Raw genomic sequence first — 26,471 nt, 5'->3', positions numbered from 1 at the left:
GGCATGGTTTTTATAGAACATCCACTTCTTTTTTGTCTTTGGTTTATTTCGTTTCATTTATATAGGATTATTTTTAATTAAAAAAGCAGATAATTTTTGCTCGGCAGCATCTTTAAATTGCCGAATTATCACAAAAAACCAGGTGAGATTATGGACAAACAAACGCAAGATGTCTTAGAACTTCTTGAACAAAATGCAAAATTAACGCCGGAGGACATTTCAGAAATGACCCGGATCCCGCCCGAAGATGTGAAAAAGATGATTCAGTCTTTGGAAGCGGCGGGCGTCATACGATACTACAAAGCCATTATTGATTGGGACCTTGTTGAAAATCCGTATGTCTACGCGTTTGTCCAAATCAAAGTTTCATTGGAACGCGGACACGGTTACCAAAAAATTGCGGACCGGATCTGCAAATTCCCGGAAGTGCGCTCCCTTCGCTTACTCTCAGGCGAAGACTATGATCTTGAATTCATGGTCCGAGGACGTTCCATGAAAGACGTCGCTTTTTTCGTCTCCGATAAAATCGCAACGCTCGGGCAAGTCCAAAACACATCCACGCACTTCATTCTCAAGACTTACAAAGAAGACGGCATTGTCATGGAAGAGCCGGAAGAATTCAAACGCCTCCATGTTTCATTTTGAGGGGATTTTCTATGAAACAAAACCAATCTTATTCCTCCAATCCATCCACTCCATCCCAACAAAAAATGGATTATTCCAAATTTATTACGCACAGCATGTCGAAAGTTCCGCGATCAGGCATTCGGAAATATTTCGACATCGCCGAAGGTATTGAAGATGTGATTTCCTTAGGTGTCGGCGAACCGGACTTTGTGACGCCCTGGCACATTCGTGAAATGTGCATTCACTCTATCGAAAAAGGAGAAACGGCTTACACTTCAAACTTCGGCCTTTTAGAGCTTCGGGAAGAAATCGCAAAACGCTACAAAAACGATTACGGTCTTTACTATGATCCGAAATCCGAGATTTTAGTGACAACCGGCGTCAGCGAAGCGGCAGACCTTGCTCTCCGTTGCCTGATCGATCCGGGAGATGAAGTTTTGGTCGTTCAGCCGGCTTACGTCTCTTATGTGCCGCTCATTTATTTGGCCGGCGGCGTTCCGGTTCCGGTCAATACAAAACTCGAAAACGATTTCCGGGTAACGCCGGAAGATCTCCGCCCGAAAATCACCCAAAAAACCAAAGCCATCGTTTTCAACTATCCGAACAACCCGACCGGCGCCATTATGACTCGGAAAGATTTTGAGGCCATCGCCGATGTTATCATCGAACATGATTTGTTTGTGATTTCGGACGAAGTTTACGAATGCATGACCTATGAAGGCACTCACGTTCCGTTTACCGCTCTTGAAGGCATGAAAGAGCGAACCATTCTTCTCAATGGTTTCTCAAAATCTTACTCCATGACCGGATTCCGTCTCGGTTACGCTTTGGCTCCGGCTGAAATCATTTCCGCCATGATGCTGATTCACCAGTATTGCATGCTGTGCGCTCCGGTGACGGCGCAAATCGGTGCGATTGAGGCTCTCAAAAACGGCCGGGAAGAAATGCTTTCCATGATTCGGGAATTTGACCGCCGCCGCGTTTTAATCGTTGACGGATTTAACAAACTTGGTCTTGACTGCTTTGAGCCCAAGGGTGCTTTTTACTCATTCCCGTCGATCCGTTCGACCGGGCTCACATCCGAGGAGTTTGCTGACCAATTCTTCGCCGAGAAACATGTTATTACGATTCCCGGAAATATTTTCGGAGATACCGGTACCGGACATATGAGATGCGCTTACGCCGCTTCACGGGATGATATTAAAGACGCGTTAGGCCGTTTGGAAGATTTTTTGAACAAAAAGAAATGAAAGGACAATTGATTCTTTTTATCTTTTCATTTTTCTTCTTTCGTTTTTCTTTTTATTGAGTTGCCGGCCGCTTACAACTCTGATTGTATCTATTTTCAGATTCGATTGCATCTGCTGTTGACCGTTCCGATTGCATCTGCTGTTGCTATTTTACAGTTTGCATCTACTTGCTACTTTGCCAATCTATTTCATGAAATCCAATTCAATCAGACGCGAAACGCGTCTGATTGAATCGGGAAGGTTTGCTTGAAAGTTCCCAAAAATGAGGATTGATTTTGTTTGAAAGTTTCCAAAAATAAGGATTGATTTTGTTCGAAAGTTTCCAAAAACGGGGAATGATTTTGTTTAAAAGTTTTCAAAAATGTGTCGCCATAACGCGCGCGGCGTTCGTCCGAAAAAAACAACACGCAGCGACCGAAGGGAGCCGTTCGCGAAGCGAACTTCTTGGAAACAGACTCCCTCCGCCTTTGAAAAATTCCGAGCGAAGCGAGGAATTTTTAAACGAAACTTGGCGCTAACTTGCTGCACCGCCCCTGAAAAATTCGCGCAGCAAATTTTTTGTTGAAACGTTAACTTTAATATGATAAATTTACTGTAACATTTGAGAAATTATGGAAATTGGGATAGAAGTTATTGTTATTGCTCTTTATTTGATACTGATGTTGGTTGTCGGGTTTTTGACTCAAAAAGTCGGTACCTCCTCGTCAAAGGGATATTTGGTCGCAAACAGAAACGTTGGCGCTCTGTTAATCGGCGGAACGATTTTTGCAACATTCTGGGGCGGCGGCACCGTCATGGGTGGCGCAGGCGCTGCTTACACATCTTATAACCTCGGCACCGTTGCAGATCCCTGGGCATCCGGTGTTACCTTAATTATCATGGCCATTTTTATGGTTCCGATTCTTTTGAGTATGAAAATTGGAACACTCGGTGAAATGTACCGCATCCGCTTTGGAAAACGCGGCGCTTATGTTGCTTCTATCCTTTCCGTTCCCACACTCATCGCCTGGACCGCCGTTCAAATGGTGGCCATCGGCAAAATGCTTTCTCTTTTTATCGGTATGTCTCCGGCACTGAGCATGATTTTGGCCGGCGGCATCGTCATTATCTATACCTATATGGGCGGCATGCTTGCAGTCATTTGGACCGACAACATTCAGGCAGCTATCATTATTTTGGGGTTGATGGTTTTAATTCCGTCTTCCGTCTGTTATATTGCGGCCGGCGGCAATTCCGATTTCACGGTTAACTTAGATAACCTGGTTTCCGGACTTTCGATTGTCAAAGACAATACGCCAAACGATTTTTGGACGCTTTTCCCATCGTCTGATCCTGACCATCCGAGCGGAATCACCCGGACTTTGAAAGGGTTTCTGGTTTGGATGGCGGCTTGGTGCGGTATGGGTCTGGGAAGTCTCGCATCACTGGATATCACCCAACGCGTTCTTTGCGCCCGTGATGAAAATGCTGCCCGCGGCGGTCTTTTAACAGGATCAGCCCTCTACTGGGTTGCGGGCTTAGGTCCGATTTTTATCGGCCTTTTGGGAATTGTGATGACGCAGCTTGGTATTTTCTCAAGCATTGAAATCGGAATCTTATCAAACGATGCCGAAGTTTTGGTACCGCTTTTGGCCCAAAAACTGCTCCATCCGCTTCCGATGGCCATCTTCGTCGGGTCGCTCATGGCGGCTATCATGTCCACGTCCAGTTCTACCATTTTCGCGTCGGCCGCTGTGATTTCAACCGTTCTTTTCCCGGGATCTGTCGGCAACAAAGATTCTTCAGAATCCATTTTAAATGACAAAAAGGCTATTCGAATGACGAAGTTTTTGGTGGTCATCATCGGTGTTTTCTGTATCGGTATCAGTTTTTTGGCCGTCAATCTTTACGATTTGATGATTTTCGGCTTTACGCTCCTCTTTGCCTGCCTCTTTTGGGTGGTCGTCTGCGGCCTCTTTTGGAAAAAAGCGAACATTCCGGGCGGCATTGCTTCCATGATTGTCGGAATCAGCTTTTCCATCTTGGGTTGTATCTACTTATCCGTTCAAGCCGGAACGATTGTGATCGTGCCGGACGATTCTACCTGGGAAATTTACTTCACGTTTGTCCCATGGATTTTCTCCGGATTGGCAATGTTCATCGTTTCTATGCTCACGCAAAAGTCCCATCCGCCGCTTCCGCTGACAGATTCCGATGGTAAAGTACTCAAGTGGCCGGAACTTGAAGTCAATCTTGAAAAAGAGAGAAGCGAATTATAATCACGTTTAATGAAAATTAACTGAATGGAATTCATCCGAATCTGTTTTTTCAGATTTGGATTTATATTTTTGTTTTTCATGTTTTGTCTGCTGCTTTTGTTTTTGCTTTATTTTTTATTTTTGTTTTTATTTTTGCTTTGTTTGGTTTTGTTTTTATTTTTTTAAATTTTATCTTTTTTAAATTATGCACCATTTATACTTATCGATTTTGAAAAAAAACGAAGCGATATAAACCTCCAAATTATTTCCTTCTTTGCAGCAAAAGCCGGCTTGTTCAGCTGCAAAATGAAACGAATTCTCAGAGATTCGTTTTTACAGGAGGAATCTACAATGAAAAATTCAAAAATTTTACTCGGAAAAGCACTTCTGGTTGCCTTTCTGGTGTTGTTTGCTTTGACCGGGTCGGCTGCGGCTAAAACCTGGACAGTCGGTGGAAATGCACCCGATTTTTCAAACTTGGCACAGGCGGCTTCCAATTCGAGCGTTTCTGACGGTGACATTTTACTCATCCGTCCGGGAACCTATGCGTCAACCGCCAATATCAGCGTCGGAAAATCCATTACAATTTCCGGCGAAGATAAAGAATCCGTTATTTTGGACCTGGGAGGCTTTTCAATCCTTCCGAAAAAAGAAGGATTTGTTCTTCAAAATGTGACCGTTTTCAACGGCTCAAACGGCATCAACTTGCAAACCAATGCAACCGACGCGGTGATCAAAGATTGTATTTTTGACGGACTGACACATTCGGACGGCATCAAGCTGTTCAAAGACAATGTCACATTTCAAAACAACGTTGTTCGAAACATGAGCGGGTTTACAAACGCCGTTTATGTGAAAAGCAACGATTCAAAAATCATCGGAAACACCATTTCCGGACTTTCGGGTGCCGGAAACACCGCCCGAATTCTTTGCGTTGAAAACTCAAGCAACGTTCTCATTGAAAACAACAAAATCCAAAACAACAATGGAGAAGCTGTCCGGCTTTGGCGCGTTGACACACATGACGTCGTCATCATTCAAAATACCATTTCCGGAAATTCTCAAAAAGGAGTTTATCTGTACAATGTCGGTGAAAACAATTCCATTTTCTTAAACGATCTCCATAGCAATAACAAGAATGTGGACGTTTACGGAACCGCACCGGCAATTGTTCATTTTAACGCTTTGGACAGCATGACTTTGTCGTACGGCAGCAACAGTTGGACCGGAAAACCCGGCAACTATTGGGGAAGCGACTATTCCGGCGCTGACGCCAACGGCGATGGTATCGGGGATTCAGCTTGCGCGATTTTGACCCGATACAGCGACCAAAATCCGCTCTTGCATTCGATCGGATCCTACACGATTGGAACCGGTTCCGGCAGCGGAGATGATGGCGGGGACGACGGCGGAGACGATGGCGGTGGCAGTGGAACCGGCGGCAAAACAAGCGGTTCCATTTCATTAAACGCAACCATTGTTCCATCTCTTTCCGTCTCGTTCTCCATCGATTCTTTGGACTTTGGCGATTTGTCCGTCGGGCAAACGAGCGCGCCCAAAGAAATGATTATTACGAACAGCGGAAACTGCCATGTCATTGTCACGGCTGAAGTAACTGAATCTTCCGATTCCCTTTACAAGAACGGAATTTGGATTGACGACGAATTCTGGTCGGATTTTGAGAAAACAATTTTAAAAGGAACCAGTGAAACCAGCCATGTTGTTTTGAAAGTTCCGTCCGATTACGTAGACACCGGAAACCGGGAAGGAACTTTGATTATGTGGATTGAAGCTTGCTGATTCGAAAATTGGTTCAAAAATTGGTTCAAAAATGGATTCGAAAATTGATTTGAAAATTAATTTAAGAATAGATTTTAAAACAGATTTTAATCCGTTCTCCATTCGCCATCCCTTTTCAATAATTAAAAATTAAACTCAAAAACAAAAGGAGGAAGTCAACAAAAAATCGACAATAAATCCATAAAATAACTCCAAAATTTGTCCAGAAATCAGTGTGAATCAGAACCGATTTTCCAAATACGGTTCTGACTTCACATCTCTCAAAATATCATATTAATCATATCGATTTCAATTCCGGGTCATCCGCAATGAACAAAATGTCCAACTTTTCATTGAATTTTTCCGCCGCCAACTTTTGAATCTTGTCCCCCAGTTCTTCCATCCCCGGATTTTCGGTTGCGTAGTGTCCGGCGTCAATTAAAGTCATATGGCCGCGTTCCCGAAGCACGTCGCTGTGCTTCAATTCGGATGAAATGAACGCGTCTACATTGTTTTGTTTAGCAATCTCCAAAGACGTTTTGTTAAAACAGCTGCCACCGCAAATGAGAACCTTTTTGATGACGTTGTCGCCGGCGTATACCAAATGCGTTTTCAGACAAGCGGCCACAAATTTTGAAAACTCGTCAGCGGATTGCGCCGGGACGTTTCCGATAATTCCCGCATCGCAACGCTCACAATTTTTCAAACCCAGACGGTTTGCTAAAACGGAATTGATGCCGCCGTCAGCATCATCGTAATTTGTATGCATCGCGTAGACGGAAATGTTGTTGTCAAAAATAATTTTTAATTTTTCCGCAAGCGACTGATTGATGATGTTGACCGCGTGAAAGATCGGCGTGTGATGGCAAATCAAAATGTCAGCTTTAAATTCCGCCGCTTTTTTAAGTACGTTTTTCGTGACGTCAAGCGCAACGGCCACACGGCGGATTTGCCGGTTCTTTTCATAAAGCAAGTCAATAACAAGGCCGATTCGCCCGGCATCAAAATCATGGGCCAATTCAGGTGGCGCAATGGTTTCTAAAATTTCCGTCAAATCTTTCTGATTCATAAGGAAGAAAATGTCTGCATCCTTTAAATAGAAGATGACAATATTCATGCACACATCAAATCCATTAAAAAGAATAATTTTTAATTTCAATATCATTCAACTCATTCATTTCAGGAATCTTTATGTCACCGCCGCCCGCTACCTCTCAAAAAGTCAAACACGACGTTAAGAAAAAAAAGAATCTGGCAAAAATGCGCGCCCGCGAGCAGCAAAAGTCGGTTCAAAAAATGGAGCAGAAAAACAATGCGGTTACCTTTGAAATCATTTTTGCCGGCCGTTCCAATGTCGGCAAATCCACGCTTCTCAATAAATTGACCGGTCAAAACGTGCGGACCGGAAAACGCCCGGGTGTAACATTAAAGCCGATTCATCTTTATTTTGATGATTTCCTCATTACCGATATGCCCGGATTCGGTTTTATGTCGGGCGTCACCAAAGAAAAAGCGGAAGACGTTAAAAATAATATTGTCCGTTACATCGAAGACCATGCCGGACGGATAAAAATGGCGGTTCAAGTCATCGACGGGCCGGCCTTTTTGGAAATTGTCGAACGATGGGACGCGCGCGACGAAATTCCGATTGATTTGGAACTTCATTCTTTCCTGTTGGAAATGAATATTTTGCCGGTGGTGGCCGTTAACAAAATGGACAAAGTCAAAGAAGAGGAAATCAATGACATGCTGGACCAAATCGCTCTCAAATTCGGCTATGCGGCGCCGTGGAAAGAAAGCGGTCTTTTGCTTGCGCCTGTCTCCGCCCGCGACGATCAAATCCGCCCGCTGACTTCGACTTTAAAAAATGAAATCCACAAAATGAGACGGGACGATTTATTCAAATATTTCAGATGACAGATATCAATTGGACAAAATAGGTAAGGGGAAATAGATGGCAGATATATTTGAAGTTTCTAAATTAATTTTAGCCGAAGGACCGGTATGCGACCACTGTTTGGGCCGGCAATTCGCGAAGTTGTCCACGGGGCTTTCCAATGACGAACGTGGAAAGGCAGTCAAATTGTTTTTCGCGATGGAAGGCGACCGCCTCTTTAAAGAAACCGCGGACCCCGCTCTTCTTGAAGAGTTGGCGCCCTCGAATGCAAATGCCAACAAGACGCTCTTTGCCGCCAAAGCGCGGACGGATCTGCCGGCGCAGGAGAAGTGTTGGGTTTGCGGCGATATCTTCAAGAATTTGGATTTTTGGGCGGATATGGCGGTCTCAAAACTGGACGGCATCGATTATTCGACGCTTTTGGTCGGCACCAAATTAAGCGGTCTTCTCAGCGAAAATGAGGAAATTTTATGGGAAGCATGCGGGACGGCTTACGCCGAACAGCTGAAGAGCGAGCTGAACCGTGAAATCGGAAAAATTATTTCCAAAAAAACCGGGAAGGATGTCGCCTTTTCCAATCCCGATATGATGATTACATTTGACATCGCCAAAAAAGAAGTGCAAATCGATGTGCGTTCCGTTTATATTTATGGACGCTACTTGAAATTGGTGCGCGGAATCCCGCAAACCAAATGGCCGTGCCGAAAGTGCGGCGGACGCGGTTGCGACAGCTGTGGCGGGACCGGCAAACAGTACCAAGAATCCGTCGGCGAGCTTGCAGGGCTCCCGCTCCTGAGTTCGAAATATGCAGAAGCGTATGATGTTGTTTTTCATGGCGCCGGACGGGAGGACATCGACGCGTTGATGCTTGGAACGGGGCGGCCGTTTGTCATGGAAGCCAAATCTCCCAAGCATCGACAATTCGATTTGGCGGCACTGGAAAAAGAAATCAATGATACAAACGCCGGAAAAATTGAAGTACACGGCCTTACCTTTTGCGGCAAAGATTTGGTGGAGAAGTTAAAAGGTGAAAAAGCAAAAAAGACGTACCGCCTTAAAATCCGATTCGAATCGCCGGTGACGGAAGATCATTTAAATCATGCGCTTTTGCAGCTTCACGAGACGGAAATCAATCAAGACACGCCCAACCGTGTGCTGCACCGCCGGGCGGATTTGTGCCGCAACCGGACCGTTCATACCGCTATTTTGGAACAGATGGGCGACAAAAAGAACAGAACCAACAATCCGAATCCGGCGGAAAACAGTGTGGTTGAAAGCTGCGTGGCTTATGTTCGAATTTTTTGCGACGGCGGACTTTATGTCAAAGAATTGACTTCCGGAGACGAAGGAAGGACAACGCCGAGCATCGCGGGACTTTTGGACGTCGGCGCCAAAGTGGAAGAATTGGATGTCATCGATGTTGATTTGGAGGCGGCGGATTAATTCCGGAAATGAATTTTTTTCCGGTCTTCTCAGCATCCGATTTTATCTTGTTTGGATTCTCTTGTTTATCGGATTTCACACAATTTAAAAATTTATATGCCTTTTAAAAACGGTATATTTATTAATGTTGGATGCTATTGTTCATTCCTTCCTGTCGATAAGCTTAATATATCAAAATATTTATTCATGGGTAAAGTTCCAATTTAAATGACGACTTAAAATGAATTAATTTGATGCGCAATTTAAATTTAATTTATTCAAAATCAATATTTACCGAACGATTATCGGACAAATAAACCGTTCTTAAAGTTATTTAATTTCACAATCACAAATTCAATTTACAATTACCAATTTTCGGAGGAAAATTAAATGTCATCAAAATCAAGCGGCGAAAGACGCTGCACAAGATACAAGTTAAAGAACTCGATTCGCGAGAGAGGAACTTCTGCGCCGAGCCGCGCCATTCAGGAATTTGAAGACGGTCAAATGGTTCACATCGATATTGACGCAAGCCTTCAAAAAGGCCACCCGAACCCGAAGTTTCAGGGTTCGACCGGAAAAGTCATCGGTCAGAGAGGCCGTGCCTATGTTTTAAGCGTCAGAGATGGAAATTCCATGAAACAAGTCATTTCCCTTCCTCAGCACTTAAAACCGCAGAAATATTAATGGCGAATATTAAAATTAATCAAAATTCCGGAGCGCTTAAATGATTGTCAAAGAAGTTCTGAATGAGGAGTTTTTAACCTTGGCGGAAGTCAAGGAAATGCTCACCCAAATTATGGAAGAACGGCGGGAAGAGAGTGACGAAGAACAAGTTTACGAGTTCAGAAAAGCACTGTCTCACGCTGAAATCTTTGCGAAATTGAGCGCCGATGACGCGAAAGAACTGGTTGGAAAACTTCTCGAATTTGAGAAAATGAAGCCGGTCATCGCTGTTCGAATCACGGACATTTTGCCGCAATCGCGCGACGAATTAAGATCAATTTACGCCAAAGAGAAATTCACGCTCAAAGAAGAAGAATTGGACGCCATTTTAGACGCCGTTCGGCAATATCTGTAAGCCCGCTCTTTTTCCTTTCTCTTTCTTTTCCCTTTTTTCTTTTTTGATCCGGTTCGTTTGTATTGTTTACATTTTTATGTTTTGTCCATTCTGTATTCCGTTTTTGAAAGAGGTTTATGCCCTTCTTTTGGGAACCATTATATCTGAGTAGTCTCTATTCATTTCATCTGAATGATTAAGGTGATTTTCCATGAAAAGTAACGATTGGCCGGAAGTCGGCGATTATGTGGTCTGTAACGTCATGAACGTGACAGATTTTGGCGCTTATGTCGAGCTTGAAGAATACAAAAACAAAGAAGGATTTATTCACATTTCCGAAATCAAAGCCGGTTGGGTGAAGTATGTCCGCGACTACATTCGCGAAGGGCAAAAGGTTGTTTGTAAGGTTTTAAACATTGACAAAAACCGCGGTCACATTGATTTGTCTTTAAAGGATGTCAACGAACATCAAAAACGGACAAAAATTCAGCTGTGGAAAAACGAACAAAAAGCGGAAAAATGGCTTCAAATCTCGGCGGAATCCGCCGGTTTTGGAAATGACAGCATCGAAGATCTTTACTATTTCTTTGTTTCCGAGTTCGGAAGTGCTTATTCAGCCTTTGAGGAAGCCGCTGTCAGCGGTGAATCTGTTTTTGACGGCATGGGCATTGATAAAAAGATGACGAAATCCATCGTTCATGTCGCTCGTGAAAATATTAAAGATGCGTTTGTCGAAATCGCCGGCTATGTGGATTTAACATCCATGGCTCCAAACGGCGTTGAAATCATTCGAGACGCTTTAAAAGCAGCGGCAGAACTCGATGAGCCGGATGCGACCATTGAGGTCACTTATGTCGGATCTCCGCGGTACAGAATCCGTGTTGTTGCGCCGGATTATAAAAAGGCGGAATCCGTTCTGAAAAAAGCGTCGACAAATTCTATTAAATACATGACGGAAAACGGCGGAAGCGGCATCTTTAACCGGCACATTGAATCGGTTAAATCCTAATCGGAATCGTTTTAATTTTTTGCGGCAGATATATTTAAATAAAATATAGTTATAAGAATGATTTAAGATTATATCTCTTATTTAATATTCCGAAGTTGGTGTATTTATATTGGGGTCTTATCATTTGAAATATAATTTTAAAACATCTGCAGCAATGCAAAAATATGGATTATAATCTGTTCCGAGCACTTCCAAGGTCGTGATCGTTTTGGGAAAAAAGATTCTGAAATGTTTCAATTGTGGACGATATACGCTTTTGACCGGTTGTCCGGATTGCGGATTTGTTTGCCAAAGTCCGAAACCCGCAACTTATTCTTCGAATGACCGCTATGGAAAATATCGCCGTCTTTATCGGGCGTATCAAAGAAACAGAAAAGAGGACGTCAATCGATAATTTCCGCCGTACAAGACACTTTAATATAAAAATATTTTAATATTATTTAGAATATTATATAATATAGTGTACGGACTGATGAATGATTTTATGCCGTGTATTTCGAAGTTGTGTCAGAGATTGAAATGCACATCAGATGCCACTTAATGCATCATTCGGAGGATTTTTTTATGAAGGAAAATATTGTTGTTTACCATTATGAGCAAGATGTTTTGAATTTAACAAATCCCGTCATGATTGTTGGGCTTCCCGGGGTTGGTCATGTCGGCAAGTTTGTGGCGGACCATTTGGTTGAAGTTTTGGAGTCTAAGAAAATCGTGGATATTTATTCGGCCCACTTTCCGCCTCAGGTCATGGTTGAAAAGGACAGTACCATCAAGTTGGTCGGCAATCAAATTTATGTTGCCCGCGCCGGTCATTTGGATCTTTTAATTTTGGTTGGCGACTCCCAAAGCTCGGACACGTCCGGCCACTACAATTTATGTGAACTTTACATCAACATTGCCGCTAAATTCGGTGTCCGGCGGATTTTCACATTGGGCGGATATCCGACCGGCATGGTAAATTCGGAAGATTATGTCATCGGCGCTGTCAATAATCCGCTGATGATTGACAATCTGTCTCAAAAAGGGATTGAGTTCAAACCCTCCGAGCCGCCGGGTGGAATTGTCGGAGCTTCCGGTTTAATTTTGGCTTTTTCTCAATTTTGCGGGATTGACGCCGCTTGTTTGATGGGAACAACTTCCGGATACATCGCCGACCCGAAAAGTTCCAAAATCCTTCTTGAGAAGTTGTCTAATATTCTTGAAATTGATGTTGACTCAACCGCTTTGGATGAAAAAATCCGTGAAATGGAGAAAATTGTCGAAAAGCTCAAAGACTCCGCCGTTGGCGAAGACGGGGATTATGATGAAGGCAGCGGTCCGTATGAACCGTCTGCAGACGATGATTTGGTTTACTTCGGCTAAACGCCGAAAACCATTCTTTCTCTTTCCTTTCGTCTTCTCTTCCTTTTTTCTCTTTTTAAAAGCGCTTTTCTTTGTCGGTTTGGAAAGGTGGTATTGACGCTTTTGGAAAGTTTTCCATAAACTCAAAACGAACACAATAAAATGAATTTATAAAACTGTATCTGAAAATCAATATGCCTCAGGACTCATAGGGTTCATCACCGATTCAGAAAAGCTTGTCATCATCGGCATTTGATTTTCAATTGATTAAACTTTTATTCAACAATGGCGCCGGTGTTCGCCGAACGTACCATTCTTTTATATTTTCTCAGGTAGCCCGTGGCCGGTTTTTCAACGATATCCGGCGTTTTTCGCCGTTCTGTCATTGTTTTTTCATCGACTTTCAAATTCAAAATCCGGTTTTTGATATCGATTTCAATAACATCGCCGTCTTTTACAAACGCGATCGGGCCGCCTTCCGAAGCCTCCGGAGAAACGTGGCCGATGCACGGGCCGCGGGTTCCGCCGGAAAAACGTCCGTCGGTGACAAGCGCGACTGATTCGATTAAACCAAGGCCGGCAATCGCGGCGGTCGGTGACAACATCTCGCGCATGCCGGGTCCGCCTTTGGGTCCTTCGTAACGGATGATGACCACATCGCCGTCCTTGATTTTTCCCGACATAATCGCCGTCATCGCTTCCTCTTCGCCGTCAAAGACACGCGCCGGACCGGTGTGCTTCATCATCTTTTCACTCACCGCCGCTTGTTTGACAACACATCCATCCGGCGCCAGCGTTCCTTTGAGAACAGCGATGCCGCCTTCAGCGTGAATCGGATGATCGACGGTTTGAATGATTTTTTTGTTCAGTTTCGGGTTCGCTAAAACCAGATTTTTAACGTTTTCACCGATTGTTTTTCCGGAGACGGTCATTTCATTTCCTTTGACGCGGTCGCCGAGGCGTTCGAAAATGGCGTAAATGCCGCCCGCCCGGTCAAAATCAACCATGAAATTCGGACCGGCCGGCCGCAAATAAATCAAATGCGGCGTGCTTTTGCTGAGGCGGTCGAAATCACCAAGACCTGAGTTAATGTCAAAAGCGTGTGCAATGGCCGGCAAATGAAGGGCTGTATTGGTACTGCCGCCAATGGCCATATCGACCATAATCGCGTTTTCAAAAGAATCCTTGGTGACAATTTTTCGCGGGGTGACACCGGCTTTTACCAGTTCGACAATCCGCTCTCCCGATTCTTTTGCAATCCGAATTTTTTTAGCGTCCACCGCCGGCGCCGTTGCGCATCCCGGAAGGGAAAGTCCCATCGCTTCAGCGATACACGCCATTGTGTTTGCGGTAAACATGCCGGCGCAGGAACCGCAACCGGGGCAGGCACAATCTTCGATGTTTTTAACTTGGGCTTCCGTGAATTGCCCGCTTTTTGCGGCGCCCACAAATTCAAATGTGGAAATTAAGTCTTTGGATTCGTCATCGGTAAATCCGGGCATCATCGGACCGCCGGTCACCACAATGGACGGAATATTCAAACTGCCGGCAGCCATCAAGTGCGCCGGAACAACTTTGTCGCAGGACGGAATTAACACCATCCCGTCAAATTGGTGCGCCTTGACCATCACTTCAATTGTGTCTTGAATCAGTTCCCGGCTCGGCAGCGAGTATTTCATACCGGTGTGCCCCATGGCAATCCCGTCGCAGACGCCGATCGTATGGAATTCAAACGGAACGCCGCCCGCATTTCGAATGCCGGCTTTGACGGCGTCGGCGATTTTGTCCAGATGAGCGTGTCCGGGAACGATGTCGTTTTTGGAATTTACCACCGCAATAAACGGGCGTCCCATTTCAGAATCCGTAATCCCGAGCGCTTTTAAAAGAGACCGGTTCGGAAGCCGCTGCGGTCCTTTTTTTATGTTGTCGCTGATCATTTTGTCCACCAAACATGATTTTTTGAAGAATTAAATTAAAATTAAAGGAAATTGAAGTTAAAATTTAGATTGAAATTTAGATTGAAATAATAAATGAAACTAAAACGGATGACAGAATGTCATTCATAAAAAATGTAAATATAAACCGTTCTATAAAAGCATTTAGAATATTTAGATTAAATATGAAATGTAGTGGTTATTAATTCTAATTTACTATATCGTAATATCGTATATTACGATATAGTATATCTGCAAATAATATTACAGCAATTGTGTTTGCCATAATAAGACGGCTGCAATGCTGTGACCATTTGCCGACTGGCGTGGAAAAATCCAAAAAAAGTATTTACCGGATTGCCGACAGTATGTTCCGGTTTTGGTACCGTTTTATTCCGTCCAATATGAATGCGGTTGCCGGCGGAAACGGAAATATCGTTTTTGAAAAAATAGTTGAGCCGAATTTGAATGATTATATGGGCGGCATTTTTGAGCGGATGTGTATCGAATATTTGAACCGAGCGAACGGGTCAGACCTTCTCCCATTTTCTTTCTTTGAAATCGGACGGTGGTGGGGAAGTGACCCGAAACGAAAGATGCCGATTGAAATTGATATCGTCGCATTTTTCCGGCCGGAGAATAAGGCGCTTTTTTGCGAATGTAAATTCAAAAATGAACCTGTAGACACAGATGTCTTGGAACGTCTTGTAGAAAACAGTTTGCTTCTTGATTATGAAAACAGATATTACTGTTTGTTTTCAAAATCTGGGTTTACAAATCGGCTGAAAAAAAACAGCTCGAAAGATACAATTTTAATTGATTTAAAAAAAATGTACGAGTGATCTGATATCAATATTGTCGGAGCCATGATTTGAACGCCAAATGCATCCGTTCTCATCATGGCACCGTTTGTTTGATTTCATTTCCAATTCGTCTTCAATTTTGATTCGTTTTCAATTTTGATTTGTTTTCAATTTTATTTCATTTCTTCAAAGTCTCCCGGTCTCCAGCTGCCGTCAAAAGCCGGTTGTTCCGGTCCGTAAATGCGGAAATAGGAGAACCAACCCTTTCCGGGAGTTGTTTTGATCCACTGTTTTTCTTTTCCGGCCGGCGCTTTCGGCCCGAAATACAAATCAACGGAAGTTCCCTTAAAGTCTTTTAGTTCAAACAAAGAGCGTAAAGCCGCTTTGTTTTGATCTGTTGCAATTTCACTGCGTGTGTCATTGTCATAAATCGTTACTGACCAAAACAATTTTTGAGGAACCGGTAACGGCACAGTCAATTTGTATGTTTTGCTGCCGTCCAAATAAGTTCCCTTTTTGTCTTTTGCGCCCAGCCAATACAAAGATCCCGCTCCGGGAGACCGGTTAAACATCGCCGGTGATTCAATTTGAGCTTGGTAAAACCACTTTTCCCGGGCATACAAGTCTTGATAGTTTTCCGTATCAAACGTGCCGTTTTTGTCTCTTAAAACAGCCCATTCCCACTGCCGGTCTTTCCAAACCACGCGTTCGGGGCGGCGGTCGGCGAATGACTGAACACGCATGATTGCGTTTCCGGTTTTTGCCGCCTTTTCAAGAATTGATTTCATACGCGCATCCGGCATGAATTTTTTTCCTTTTTCAATTCCCAGCTCCGCCAACTCTGCATACATTGTCCGGTAAAGGTCATAGGCCGGCTCGTCGTTGATAATTTCAGCCAGTTTTTCCCAGTATTTGATGTTGTTTTCCCACGGAACCAGTGTGAACTCGACACCCTTTTTGTTTAAACTCACCCATTTTGTTGCCGTTTGATCTGCCTGTTTATTTAACGGGTAAACTTTGATGGATTTCATCAATTCTCTGGCACCTTCCATATCGCCGTTTTGGGGTAAGGCTCTCACCAACACCAACACTCTGTTTGTGGTTGACTTGCCGGTGTAATATCCGGAAGGAACAGTTCCTTTATATCCGGGAGGCAGTATTACGTGTTTTCCGCCTTTGCCTTTGTCCGGTCCGGGCATTCCGATGTCCATGACATGCAATTGGTTCAAATCATTGGCCGCCGACATAATCGGTCCGGGAGGTAATTCCAAAACCATCGGGCCTTGGCTTAAATCCAAGCAAATTCCTGAATAAGGCGTGTCCGAATTCGCCGTCAAGACGAATTGTTCCGGTGTACCGTCGAGAAGCGCAAATATTTTGTTGGGGACAACGCCGTTATCCAAATTTCCTTTCCACACAGCGTAAATAGAAACTGTCGGATAAAAGAATCGGTAAGCCATAATTGCCCGATTGAGGTCGGCGTCATCATATGCTTTTTGAATGGTCTTTGCGGTCGGATACCCGTTCATAAATTCATAATCTTCCAGCTTTCCCGCAGATTCGGATTTTGATTGATTCGTATTCATGTGAATTCCTTTCATAGGTGTGTTTCATTATTTTTAAAAATGACCAACTCATCCGTAAAATATGAAATGACAAGTTGTTAAAAACAATATATATTAATTTATTATATATATCGTTTTTCATAATATTTAAAATATTAATTTTTAAAAATAATATTTAAAATATTAATTTTAAAAAATGACATTTGATAACTCCCCATAAGTTTTGAAAACGAGATCAACAGAATCAGTTCCGGAAAGTTATCCGAAAAATGTTAATTTAAAAACTTTGAAAAAATTCTAAATTCATTGAAAATTCTAAAATTCATTGGCTCGAAAATTTATTTTTTCATATCATCAATTTCTTCTTCTACTTTTTCCTTTATTTCTTCCGTTTTCTCTTCGTCGCGCATCTCTTCTTCGTTTTCCAGTTTGGCTTGCTCTTCCCCGACTCGTTGCACTTTCGTCAAAATACTCTTGTTGTAAGCGTTCATAACATCTTTTCGGGTGATGATGCCGACCATTTTCTTCGGGTTGGATTTCATGACAACCGGAAGACGCGCCACATCGTTGACGACGATTCTGTCCGAAATCACATCCAATGTCTCAAACGGGTAGGCGACAAGTACGTCTTTTGTCATAATGTCTTTGATAAATTGCTTACTTCCGGGGTTTCCGGGCTCGATTCTTTCCTGCATGTCTTTCACGGTCACAATTCCGGTGAGTTCGCCGTTTTTATTCACCACCGGAAATCCGGTATGTTTGCTGCTTTGGATCACGGCGTACAGTCCTTCGATTGTGTTGTCTTCGGAAACCGTCTGAACATGCGGGCGCATGGCGTCTTTGACCACGATGGATTCCATCACATCGACTTCACGGCCGCCGCGAATGGTATAACCTTTTCTTTTGAGCATTTCCGTAAAGATGGAATCCGGATTGGCAGCGCGGGCGATTGCGTTGCTGAGAACGCAGGCGAACATAAACGGTAGAATCATGCTGTAATCCTGCGTCATCTCAATCAGAAGAATGATGGCGGTAAACGTGGAATTGGATGTTCCGGCAAAGACAGCGCCCATGCCGGCGAGCGCGTACGCGCCCGGCTGAACGGTCAATCCCGGAATGAACAGTTCGCATACCATACCGAAAGCGGCGCCGAGCATCGCGCCGACAAACATGGACGGGACGATAGAACCGCCGGCACCGCGGGAACCGATCGTGAATGAAAAGGCCAAGGTTTTCAAAACAACAAGGGCCAAAAGAAGAGCGATGGAAAACGAAAACGGGTCATTCACAACTTCTAAAATCACGTTGTGGCCGAGACCGAAAACTTGCGGGTAAAAAAGACCGACAAGGCCGACCAAAAGGCCGCCAATGGCCGGTTTTAAATATCCCGGAACTTTCAGGTCGGTGAACCGCTCCCGGATAAAATAGAAACACTTGATGAAAAAAATAGACACAATTCCCGCAATAATACCGAGAATCGGAAACAGCCAGATTTCTTTAAACGGATTGAGAAGAGCGTAATTCGGAAAACTCATGGTGTCCGTTCCGAAAAAAACGTTAAAGACAAATGTTGAAAAAATGGATGAAATGACAATCGGGATAAATGTTTTGGCTTCGAGTTCTCCATATATGACTTCGACAACGAACACGATTCCCGCCAAAGGCGCGTTAAACGCAGCGGAAATTCCGGCGGCGGCACCGCAACCCAAGTAAGTCCGAAGGCTTTTGCCGCGCAGGTTAAACACTTTGGTGACGAACGATCCGACTCCGGCGCCCATTAAAACACCGGGCGCTTCTTTGCCGGCGGAACCGCCCGTTCCGATGGTGATCACGGACGCAAACGCTTCCACGATCGCATATCTCGCTTTGAGTTTTCCGCCATGAAGCGCCGCCGCTTCAATCACACTTTCGACACCGTATCTTGTTTTAAGGAAATATTTATTGAGAAGGCCGACAACAAGTCCGCCGAGCATCGGGATAAAAATAATGCACCAGCTTGGGATTCCGAAGATTTCAAAAACAGAATTTGTACCGAAAAACGTATTCGTCAGATCATGCAAAAGAAGAGAATAAATGCCGATGAGAACACCGGTTACGATTCCGATAACAATGGCGATGAGCGCGGTTTTGACGTTTGGCGTATAATATTTCGTGAAATATTTTTTAGAAGATTTCCGAAAGGCAATCATCCGGTCCGCCACAGATTTCTTTTTTTCATCAAACCCCGAACCGACATATTCCGACAAAAGAACCAACCAACATCTTTTTTGAATCAGGAAACTTCATTTTTATAAATTAAAACGAACTAAAAGAAGATAACGAATAATCAAATTTTGTTTATATTATATAAAAATAATCCTTTCAATGACTGAAAGTTTTCATAATTTTTCATATTTGAAAACGGATGACGAATGTGAAAAAATAAAAATAAATTCGATGAAATACTGAATTTGAAATGCTGAATATTAGCGACGGTCTAACAAGTCCTCCAAATCTTCTTCGGAAAGCCCGTCCGCATTTCCGGTTATTTCTAACTTTTCCGTTTCCGCTTTACTTTCATGCATTTTCATTTCTGTTTCCGGCTTTTCACCGGTGCTTTTTGATTCAACTTCCAGGTTGCTTTCAGCGTTTTTCATTTCCGCTTTTGTTTTGCCTTCAATGTTAACCATGTCGTTTTCTTTCAGATCGATATTTTGCGCGTCGCTTTCCGTCACATTAATTCGCTTCGGCTCGCGCTTGTCCAAAAGCGGGAATATTTCGGCTTTGGCGTATTCGACCGCTTTTTCCGTACTGTCAAACAGATAAACTTCTTTTTGACGAACATGTTTTTCAAAATTTTCATTTCGCATCAAGTTCTTTTTGACGACCGTTCGAAGACCGGTGATGAGCACATATCTTTTTTCACGGTGTCGGCTTTCAATGAAATCGTTGAGCCGGGTGATAGCGGTGGAGTCGACATAAGGGACAAAACGCATCCGGATGATGATCACATCTTTTTTCGTCGGCAAAATCGCGTTGACTTTGTGGTCAAAAACGTTCATAGCCCCAAAGAAAAATGGTCCGTTAATGGTGTAAATGGCCAGCTTGTCTTTGTATTGATCGTTCAGGCTCATGATTTCATGAATCCGGTCGTCGGAGTCGTGTTCTTCAACCGTTTCGATGCTGGTTGCTTTTGTCATGTCGTAGAGGAAATTCACCATGGTGAGCAATATTCCAACTTCCATGGCCAAAATCAAATCGGCAAACACGGTCAAAAACATCGTGATGAGGAAAATGGCCGCTTCAAACCGGTCATTTTTGTAAATCAGTTTTAATTCGTGGAGATTAACCATGCGGGCGCCGATGCAAATTAAAATCCCGGCGACAAACGCTTTTGGAATATAAAGGGCAAGCGACCCGAAAAAGATCATGAAAATTAAAATGAAAAAGGCGTGCATCATTCCGCTGGCTCTGGTTTTTGCGCCTTCGCGGATATTGACAACGCTTCTGGAAACAGCAGCTGTCGATGGCAATCCTCCGAAAAACGGCGTCACGATTTTGGCGATTCCCTGGGCCATCAGTTCGCGGTCGCTGTTGTGTTTGGTGGCGGTCATTGCGTCACAAACGACGGCGCACATCAGCGATTCAATCGTTCCTAAAAGGGCAAGTGTCACAGCATAGGGCAAGACGTCGCGGGCGAGTCCGAGCGTAATATTAAAAAACGAAAAGGTCGGCAGTTTGGTCGGGATAGCGCCGATTGTTGGGATATCCAGGCCGTAGAAATAAACCAAACAAAGAGAGATTACCAACGCCACAATCGTTGGCGGTATAGAGGACAGGTATTTCCGGTTTTTGGTGAACCGGGTCATATAAAGCATAATGATGGCGGTTCCGATGGTGATGAGTATCGCGATAATGCTGGCGTCGTCAAGGTGTTGCAAGACGTCAAACAAGGTTTGAAACGCGTATTCGTGAATCGGAAGGGATAGTCCAAGAGCGTTTGGTATTTGTCCGAAAACGATGAGAAGGCCAATGCCGCCGGTAAATCCGGCCATGATTGGCAGCGGCATAAATTTCGCAATTTTACCGACTTTGAAGATGCCGAGAAGAATTTGGATGACGCCGGCCAAAAGAGTGGCCAAAAAGAGTCCTTCCATTCCGTATTTCGTCATGGCGGCCAAAACAACGACACCCATCGCGCCGGTCGGTCCCGTGATTGAATATTGTGAGCCGCCGAGCAACGATCCCAAAAAACCGGCAACAATCGCCGTATAAACGCCCATGTACGGCTCAACACCGGACGCGATTGCAAAACCGATCGCAAGCGGTAAGGCCACAATCGCCGTAATAAAACCTGATTTCAAGTCGAAAACAAATGATTTTTTGACATAATTGGCGGCACGGCTCGGGAGGTTGTTGATATTGTTTTTCGATACGTTTTTTGTTTCGGGCATGACTTTCACGATTCGGAAAATAGATGGAAGATATCGAATTCGAATTTAAACAGAATGTATTCAAAGAGGTTTGATAATGTTTCTTAATTCAATATTAATTTATTGGTAGATATAAATATAGATTATTTTGTATAATACTCGTGAGTGAATTATTTTTCTTTTGGTGTTGTGCTTTTCAAAAAATTGATTGTGAATCTTCCATCACGCGTTAAACATATTTTTTTTCGTCTCCCGTCTATGTTTTCTTTTGTTACAAGTCCCCACGATTCTAAATTGTCAGTCCAATCAGTAATCATTTTTCTTGAGACATATCTTTTTGTTATGTCTCCTTTTTTAACCGGTTGATATTCCCCTTTCACAGTTTTATTTCCATGCTTGTATCCTATATATTCGAGGACCTTTTGCATTTCAGCTTCTTTTTTTTCCTGTTTATTTAGGAATGATAAAATTGTGGAATAATTTGGATTTCGCTCTATATCTTTTAAATGAATTTGAGGCCTTTCAAAGTTCAAAATTTCAGGGTCTTCTCTTTCTTTATTTTCACCAATATAATAACAATCTCCTTCTATCCAAATCGAAGCATAAAATAAACACAAAGCAAGTGGTTTTGGTCCGGGTGTTATGTTAAACATAAATTTATAGTCTTTATATTTTGAATATATTTTTAGAAATTCATCCATCACTTCATCGATTGTTATTTTTTTTAAATCTACTCTTTCTGCTTCTATTCTGTTTTCCTGACACATTTTTATTGTATTAACAATGGTATCTTCAACACTTTTTTCTGTATTTTTGGACAAATCATTGAATATTACAACCCGATGAATTGGATATTCTTTTTGAGCTTCTTGATATGTCTTCAGTAATGCATTTCCTGCGCACATTATGTGAATATGCGGGCGTTTCTTTTCAGTCATGCCGTTTCCAATGTTGCCATTATATTTAATGATTTATTTTTTTATTATATTGTTTATTTATCTAATAAAATGTTAATTCTTTTTATAAATTGTTTATAAAAATTATAATATGTTTTCAAATCCTTTTACGGATCATGAACTCAAAAATACGTTCAGCGAATTGGCACATCACCTCAAGATGTAATTACAAGTGTCAATTTTGTTTTGCTAAAGAGGTGCGTACAGAACTTAGAGATGAAAAAAAGCAGGAGGAAATTATTCGAACGCTGAGAGATATTGGAATTGAAAAGCTCAATATTGTCGGCGGTGAACCGCAAATGCATCCGGATTTTGACCGAATTCTTCGTTTGTCTAAAGATTATGGGTTGACAACGACGCTTCAGACGAATGGTTCCTTTTTGACGCCGAAGAATGTGGATTACATGGCCAAATATCTGGATTGGATCGGTCTTTCTATTGATTCCGGAATTGAAATGACGGAGCTTCAACTTGGAAGAGGACCTGGAAATCATGTGAATCATATCAAAAAATGCTGTTCTTGGATTCACTCCACCGGAGTAAATTTGAAAATTAACAGTACGATCACATCCCTGAACTGGGATGAAGATTTGCATGACCTGATTAATGAGTTGTCCCCTCATAGATGGAAAGTTTTCAGAACCCTCATTTTAGAAAATGAAAACGCTCACGCAAAATATCTTTGTCCGACTGATGAAGAATTCCATACATTTGTGCAAAATCATTCAGATATTGTTCTCCGGAATGGTGACCGTCCGGTTTTTGAAGATAACGAAGACATGATTGGAAGTTACTTAATGATCAGTCCGGACGGGAAGCTCCAAACAAATATCAATGGGCGGCTGGAGTATTTTAATTTCGAAAATATAATAAAAATGAATAAATTAAATTTTATAGATATAAAAAAATATTTTAGGAGGGGTGCAATATATGAATGGCATGTGTAAACAATCTGCGAATATATCTAAAATCTATTTGTTGAATGTCGGAATTTCAAAAGAACATATTGAAAAGACAATTTTGTCTCTCAATATTGAAAATGTTATTCTTTTTTCTTCCGTTCAAATGAGAGACGATACGATTTCTTATGCCGGTCATTTAAAAGAAATCGGGTTGAATGTTTTGGATATGGTTTTTGTTGATCCGTTCACAGAGAAATCTGTGGATGAGATGATCCAGTCCATGCTGAGAATTGTTGATCAATATCCATCAGATGATATTGAGATTATCGCCGGCCTGACGGGAGGTACGAATTTGATGGCAATTTCCTTGGGAATTGTTGCTTTTATCAAAGGGCTGAGATGCAATTATGTTCTCAACAAGGATGCGGATTTCATTATTTCCATTAATACTTTTGAGAAATTGAGTCCGGAAATGACACTCATAGACGTTGAGTCTTATTTTAAAGGGGGATTTTGATGGTAGATGCCTTGTATTATGCCGGTTTCGGCGTGAGTGATCGTGAAGCTTCGAATATGAAAGATAGAGCTTATTTGACGTTGAAAGATCGGGAATGGTATTTGAAAAAAGCAATTGACAAAAGAACAGATGAACAATACAAATTTGTATATTCTGTTGAATCTGTGAAATTTGAAGTTGATATTGATGAATTCGAAAAAATTCCAATTCAGAAATTGAAAAGCGCAAATAAAGAATTAGATATTATAAATTATTATCCGGAGAAGGGTGTTATTCATGTTAAAGGACGTTTACCACTCGAATTGAAATATCCTGACAAAAACGGCAAAATTGTATCATACAAAATTTCTGATTCCGATGTTATTGAAACGACATTAATGGATATACAAGCTTATGTAGAATCGGAAGAAGAAAAAAAATCTTCCGATGAAGTGACTGAAAAGATATTAACTCTATTATATTCTGAATCCGGTTCTGTTAAAGATGGAAAAGACTCTCTTAAAGTCCGCTCAACAAACGAAAAAAAAGAGACGCTGACACTACAAGGATATCCAAAAAACTGGATTTTGGAAATTAAAGCTGATGTCTATCAACTTCTAAAACAAAAGGAATCCATTCAAAAATTGTTGGCGATGCCACATCCATACCATCGACCTCTCATTAATTTGCTTTTGAAAAGAGAACATGCTCTTTGGACGGACATGTCAAATAAGAAAGTGAAAAAGTGGAATTTTTTAAAGGATTACGACGGTTCTGACGAACAAAAAAGGTTTGTTGAAACAGCTTTGAACTCTCCGGATTTTTCGATATTAGTTGGACCTCCCGGCAGTGGAAAAACAGCAACTTTAATCGAATTAATCTCCCAATTGATTGCTGAAGGAAAACGCATTTTATTGGTTGCGTCGACTCATATCGCTGTTGATAACGTTTTGGAAAGAATCACTGAAAAGTCTTTAAATGAAAAATTGGGCATTATTCCGATCAGAATCGGAAGAGAGGAAGCAGTTTCAGAGAAAGCTTCTGAGTATCGTTTTGAATCTATTGTCCGCTCGGAAAAAAACAGATGGTTGAAAAAGCTGGAAACAATTTCATCCCAAGGAAAATTTGAACCATATGAGGAAGAATTGTATCAAAGTTTAAAGGGAAATGATGGTGATACGGTCATAAAAAATGTGATATTGGATACATCAAATCTTGTCTGTGGGACAACCTTTGGTATTTTACAAGCGCCAATGATCAAGAATAAGGACAGCCATTTGCCGCCATTTGATGTCATGATTTTAGACGAAGCATCAAAAACAACATTTCAGGAGTTTTTGATTCCGGCATTACATGCAAAGAAATGGGTCATTTCAGGAGATCCGAAGCAATTGGCACCCTACGTCAACAGCGACTTTTTGTCAAACAGTTTGAGATTCATTTGTGAAGAACTTAAATTTAATTCAGAATTAAAAAGCATTTGTTTAGATGTCTTTAATTCAAGAAGCCGATTTGGCGACGAATCCCCCAAATCACTTTCTTGTAAAGTTGTAGTATTGAATGAAGATTATCCTTATTTTGACCAAATTCGAAAGCAAATTCAGTATTTGGAAAAATTAAATGAGCTCCCGTTAATGGTTGTTATAGATGAACTTCCAATTCCTGAAAGTACTATTCAAAAAATTCTGGTTTCAAAGGTGGTTTTTGTCAAACAAAGTTTGTTTAATCAAATACAAAATTTTTTACCCCCTTTCTCGGAAATCACCGGCATTAAAGATATTTCCATTTCAAATTCCTGGTATTATCAACGATATTATTTTGAAAAAAATGGATGGAATATGTCGGATGGGTCAGATAAAGAATGGGAAGAAGAAATTGTTTGGAGACTTTCTCGAATGTATGAAATGAAAAGTTCAGAATATGAACAAAAATTCAATCAATTAAAGAATGATATCGAGTTGCTTCTCCCAGAGTTCAATATTGATGAAAATAATTGTAAAGGTAAACTCAATAAATCAATACTTGATATTCAAAAAATGGAAATCCCATCTATCATTGATTTGTTGATTCACGGATTTGGGAACAATGATGAAAAATCCAAAAATGTCATTCAGCATGCAGGATTGCCTGAGGATATTTTGGAAAATCGTCTTGTGGAGTTAAGTTACCAGCACAGAATGAATCCGGAAATATCCGCATTTCCACGAGAAAATATCTACGAAAAAAAAGCTCTCAATGACGGAACGGAAGTAAAAAAGAGAAAAATTTGCGAGATTGGAAATTATTCTTCCCATTCTTTTATTCGAGATTGTACTCGCAAAGAGAAAGATGGGAATGTCAATAAAAGTGAAGCAGAAGCAATTATGGGGGAGTTACAAACAATTAAAAAATGGGCAAAGGAACACCCAAAGAAAGATGGTAGCCCTTGGAGTGTTGCTATTTTGACATTTTACAGAAAACAAGAGATGCATTTAGTAAATTTGATGAGAGAAGAGTATAATGGAAGTAAAAATTTTTATTTGGTTGATTTCAACCTGGAAGTAACTGTTGCAAATGTTGATCGTTTCCAAGGAAATGAAGCAGATATTGTTTTGTTATCTTTTGTCCGGTCCGGTAAACGTGTTGGATTCTTAGATAACAGAAATAGGTTAAATGTTGCTATCACTCGCGCTCGGCATTATCTGATTGTTTTTGCAGATAAAAGCTCTTACACAAAACGTAAAGATATTTTAGGAAAATTTATACAATCTTTAAAGGAACCGATTCAATGGAGATAAAATC

21 protein-coding genes are annotated in these 26,471 nt (G+C 41.9%); 15 read left to right on the top strand and 6 right to left on the bottom strand.

Translation table 11 applies throughout. The features are described 5' to 3' along the window. The first annotated feature begins 150 nt into the window (after nucleotides 1-150). The 4 genes from MsAc7_RS04045 to MsAc7_RS04030 all read left to right on the top strand — a co-directional run bounded on the left by MsAc7_RS04045 (nucleotide 151) and on the right by MsAc7_RS04030 (nucleotide 5,914). Nucleotides 151-645 carry an Lrp/AsnC family transcriptional regulator gene (locus tag MsAc7_RS04045; RefSeq protein ID WP_338103305.1) on the top strand — a complete coding sequence of 165 codons (495 nt, stop codon included), beginning with the start codon at nucleotides 151-153 and terminating at the stop codon, nucleotides 643-645. An 11-nt stretch (nucleotides 646-656) separates the two neighbouring features. Beyond that, nucleotides 657-1,877 (top strand): aminotransferase class I/II-fold pyridoxal phosphate-dependent enzyme, encoded by a 1,221-nt coding sequence (locus MsAc7_RS04040; RefSeq protein ID WP_420847461.1) that lies wholly within the window; start codon nucleotides 657-659, stop codon nucleotides 1,875-1,877. 611 nt (nucleotides 1,878-2,488) lie between these two features. Beyond that, nucleotides 2,489-4,135 (top strand): sodium:solute symporter family transporter, encoded by a 1,647-nt coding sequence (locus MsAc7_RS04035; RefSeq protein WP_338103304.1) that lies wholly within the window; start codon nucleotides 2,489-2,491, stop codon nucleotides 4,133-4,135. A gap of 330 nt (nucleotides 4,136-4,465) precedes the next feature. Continuing rightward, nucleotides 4,466-5,914 (top strand): right-handed parallel beta-helix repeat-containing protein, encoded by a 1,449-nt coding sequence (locus MsAc7_RS04030; RefSeq protein WP_338103303.1) that lies wholly within the window; start codon nucleotides 4,466-4,468, stop codon nucleotides 5,912-5,914. Nucleotides 5,915-6,191: 277 nt separating this feature from the next. Here MsAc7_RS04030 and MsAc7_RS04025 read toward each other — a convergent pair whose 3' ends face one another. Then, on the bottom strand, nucleotides 6,192-7,052 hold the full coding sequence (locus MsAc7_RS04025; RefSeq protein WP_338103302.1) for a Nif3-like dinuclear metal center hexameric protein: 861 nt from the start codon (nucleotides 7,050-7,052) through the stop codon (nucleotides 6,192-6,194). A gap of 137 nt (nucleotides 7,053-7,189) precedes the next feature. On the opposite strand from MsAc7_RS04025, the gene engB reads away from it, so the two are divergent. The 7 genes from engB (at nucleotide 7,190) to MsAc7_RS03990 (ending at nucleotide 12,643) form a co-directional block, all read left to right on the top strand. Further along, nucleotides 7,190-7,810: a GTP-binding protein EngB gene (engB, locus tag MsAc7_RS04020; protein WP_338103463.1), complete on the top strand. Its 621-nt coding sequence runs from the start codon at nucleotides 7,190-7,192 to the stop codon at nucleotides 7,808-7,810. Nucleotides 7,811-7,847: 37 nt separating this feature from the next. Continuing rightward, nucleotides 7,848-9,233: a tRNA pseudouridine(54/55) synthase Pus10 gene (locus MsAc7_RS04015; protein ID WP_338103301.1), complete on the top strand. Its 1,386-nt coding sequence runs from the start codon at nucleotides 7,848-7,850 to the stop codon at nucleotides 9,231-9,233. Between the two features lie 369 nt (nucleotides 9,234-9,602). Then, nucleotides 9,603-9,899 (top strand): 50S ribosomal protein L21e, encoded by a 297-nt coding sequence (locus MsAc7_RS04010; protein WP_338103300.1) that lies wholly within the window; start codon nucleotides 9,603-9,605, stop codon nucleotides 9,897-9,899. 40 nt (nucleotides 9,900-9,939) lie between these two features. Then, nucleotides 9,940-10,293 carry an RNA polymerase Rpb4 family protein gene (locus MsAc7_RS04005; protein ID WP_338103299.1) on the top strand — a complete coding sequence of 118 codons (354 nt, stop codon included), beginning with the start codon at nucleotides 9,940-9,942 and terminating at the stop codon, nucleotides 10,291-10,293. Nucleotides 10,294-10,483: 190 nt separating this feature from the next. Beyond that, a complete protein-coding gene (locus MsAc7_RS04000) occupies nucleotides 10,484-11,281 on the top strand; it encodes a translation initiation factor IF-2 subunit alpha (protein ID WP_338103298.1) in 798 nt (265 codons plus the stop codon). Nucleotides 11,282-11,480: 199 nt separating this feature from the next. Next, entirely contained in the window at nucleotides 11,481-11,675 is a 195-nt protein-coding gene (locus tag MsAc7_RS03995; protein WP_338103297.1) for a nucleolar RNA-binding Nop10p family protein, read from the top strand. Between the two features lie 170 nt (nucleotides 11,676-11,845). Continuing rightward, the gene (locus MsAc7_RS03990) at nucleotides 11,846-12,643 is read left to right on the top strand and encodes a proteasome assembly chaperone family protein (RefSeq protein WP_338103296.1); all 798 of its coding nucleotides are present in this window, start codon (nucleotides 11,846-11,848) and stop codon (nucleotides 12,641-12,643) included. Nucleotides 12,644-12,897: 254 nt separating this feature from the next. Here the strand turns inward: MsAc7_RS03990 and ilvD are convergent, their stop codons facing one another. Then, nucleotides 12,898-14,559, bottom strand: a complete 1,662-nt coding sequence (ilvD, locus tag MsAc7_RS03985) for a dihydroxy-acid dehydratase (protein WP_338103295.1) — start codon at nucleotides 14,557-14,559, stop codon at nucleotides 12,898-12,900. A 311-nt stretch (nucleotides 14,560-14,870) separates the two neighbouring features. Here ilvD and MsAc7_RS03980 point away from each other — a divergent pair, with 311 nt between their 5' ends. Beyond that, nucleotides 14,871-15,398, top strand: a complete 528-nt coding sequence (locus MsAc7_RS03980; protein WP_338103294.1) for a DUF234 domain-containing protein — start codon at nucleotides 14,871-14,873, stop codon at nucleotides 15,396-15,398. A 134-nt stretch (nucleotides 15,399-15,532) separates the two neighbouring features. Here MsAc7_RS03980 and MsAc7_RS03975 read toward each other — a convergent pair whose 3' ends face one another. From MsAc7_RS03975 to MsAc7_RS03960, 4 genes are all read right to left on the bottom strand, one after another. Continuing rightward, nucleotides 15,533-16,945: a DUF1254 domain-containing protein gene (locus tag MsAc7_RS03975; protein WP_338103293.1), complete on the bottom strand. Its 1,413-nt coding sequence runs from the start codon at nucleotides 16,943-16,945 to the stop codon at nucleotides 15,533-15,535. A gap of 317 nt (nucleotides 16,946-17,262) precedes the next feature. Continuing rightward, entirely contained in the window at nucleotides 17,263-19,170 is a 1,908-nt protein-coding gene (locus MsAc7_RS03970; protein ID WP_338103292.1) for a chloride channel protein, read from the bottom strand. Between the two features lie 219 nt (nucleotides 19,171-19,389). Next, nucleotides 19,390-21,357: a SulP family inorganic anion transporter gene (locus tag MsAc7_RS03965; protein WP_338103291.1), complete on the bottom strand. Its 1,968-nt coding sequence runs from the start codon at nucleotides 21,355-21,357 to the stop codon at nucleotides 19,390-19,392. Between the two features lie 149 nt (nucleotides 21,358-21,506). Then, on the bottom strand, nucleotides 21,507-22,274 hold the full coding sequence (locus MsAc7_RS03960; RefSeq protein WP_338103290.1) for a hypothetical protein: 768 nt from the start codon (nucleotides 22,272-22,274) through the stop codon (nucleotides 21,507-21,509). Nucleotides 22,275-22,408: 134 nt separating this feature from the next. On the opposite strand from MsAc7_RS03960, the gene MsAc7_RS03955 reads away from it, so the two are divergent. Genes MsAc7_RS03955 through MsAc7_RS03945 form a run of 3 tightly spaced genes read left to right on the top strand, consistent with a single transcriptional unit; the run spans nucleotide 22,409 to nucleotide 26,467 of the window. Then, the gene (locus MsAc7_RS03955) at nucleotides 22,409-23,239 is read left to right on the top strand and encodes a viperin family antiviral radical SAM protein (protein ID WP_338103462.1); all 831 of its coding nucleotides are present in this window, start codon (nucleotides 22,409-22,411) and stop codon (nucleotides 23,237-23,239) included. After that, the gene (locus MsAc7_RS03950) at nucleotides 23,223-23,711 is read left to right on the top strand and encodes a hypothetical protein (RefSeq protein ID WP_338103289.1); all 489 of its coding nucleotides are present in this window, start codon (nucleotides 23,223-23,225) and stop codon (nucleotides 23,709-23,711) included. Before MsAc7_RS03955 ends, MsAc7_RS03950 begins: the two co-directional genes overlap by 17 nt. Continuing rightward, nucleotides 23,711-26,467, top strand: a complete 2,757-nt coding sequence (locus MsAc7_RS03945) for an AAA domain-containing protein (protein ID WP_338103288.1) — start codon at nucleotides 23,711-23,713, stop codon at nucleotides 26,465-26,467. The genes MsAc7_RS03950 and MsAc7_RS03945 overlap by 1 nt, the downstream gene beginning before the upstream one ends. Nucleotides 26,468-26,471 lie beyond the last annotated feature (4 nt).

Source organism: Methanolapillus millepedarum, from assembly GCF_032594115.1.
Classification (GTDB): domain Archaea; phylum Halobacteriota; class Methanosarcinia; order Methanosarcinales; family Methanosarcinaceae; genus Methanolapillus; species Methanolapillus millepedarum.
Note: the sequence above shows the minus strand (reverse complement) of the source record. Positions and strands in the feature narration are given on the sequence as shown.

Coding starts and splice junctions, on each gene's coding strand:
- MsAc7_RS03945 (WP_338103288.1), top strand. CDS start 23,711: ATGGTAGATGCCTTGTATTATGCCGGTTTCGGCGTGAGTGATCGTGAA.
- MsAc7_RS03950 (WP_338103289.1), top strand. CDS start 23,223: ATGAATGGCATGTGTAAACAATCTGCGAATATATCTAAAATCTATTTG.
- MsAc7_RS03990 (WP_338103296.1), top strand. CDS start 11,846: ATGAAGGAAAATATTGTTGTTTACCATTATGAGCAAGATGTTTTGAAT.
- MsAc7_RS03965 (WP_338103291.1), bottom strand. CDS start 21,357: ATGCCCGAAACAAAAAACGTATCGAAAAACAATATCAACAACCTCCCG.
- MsAc7_RS04010 (WP_338103300.1), top strand. CDS start 9,603: ATGTCATCAAAATCAAGCGGCGAAAGACGCTGCACAAGATACAAGTTA.
- MsAc7_RS03955 (WP_338103462.1), top strand. CDS start 22,409: ATGAACTCAAAAATACGTTCAGCGAATTGGCACATCACCTCAAGATGT.
- MsAc7_RS04045 (WP_338103305.1), top strand. CDS start 151: ATGGACAAACAAACGCAAGATGTCTTAGAACTTCTTGAACAAAATGCA.
- MsAc7_RS04035 (WP_338103304.1), top strand. CDS start 2,489: ATGGAAATTGGGATAGAAGTTATTGTTATTGCTCTTTATTTGATACTG.
- engB (WP_338103463.1), top strand. CDS start 7,190: ATGGAGCAGAAAAACAATGCGGTTACCTTTGAAATCATTTTTGCCGGC.
- MsAc7_RS04030 (WP_338103303.1), top strand. CDS start 4,466: ATGAAAAATTCAAAAATTTTACTCGGAAAAGCACTTCTGGTTGCCTTT.
- MsAc7_RS04005 (WP_338103299.1), top strand. CDS start 9,940: ATGATTGTCAAAGAAGTTCTGAATGAGGAGTTTTTAACCTTGGCGGAA.
- MsAc7_RS03960 (WP_338103290.1), bottom strand. CDS start 22,274: ATGACTGAAAAGAAACGCCCGCATATTCACATAATGTGCGCAGGAAAT.
- ilvD (WP_338103295.1), bottom strand. CDS start 14,559: ATGATCAGCGACAACATAAAAAAAGGACCGCAGCGGCTTCCGAACCGG.
- MsAc7_RS04015 (WP_338103301.1), top strand. CDS start 7,848: ATGGCAGATATATTTGAAGTTTCTAAATTAATTTTAGCCGAAGGACCG.
- MsAc7_RS03975 (WP_338103293.1), bottom strand. CDS start 16,945: ATGAATACGAATCAATCAAAATCCGAATCTGCGGGAAAGCTGGAAGAT.
- MsAc7_RS04040 (WP_420847461.1), top strand. CDS start 657: ATGAAACAAAACCAATCTTATTCCTCCAATCCATCCACTCCATCCCAA.
- MsAc7_RS04000 (WP_338103298.1), top strand. CDS start 10,484: ATGAAAAGTAACGATTGGCCGGAAGTCGGCGATTATGTGGTCTGTAAC.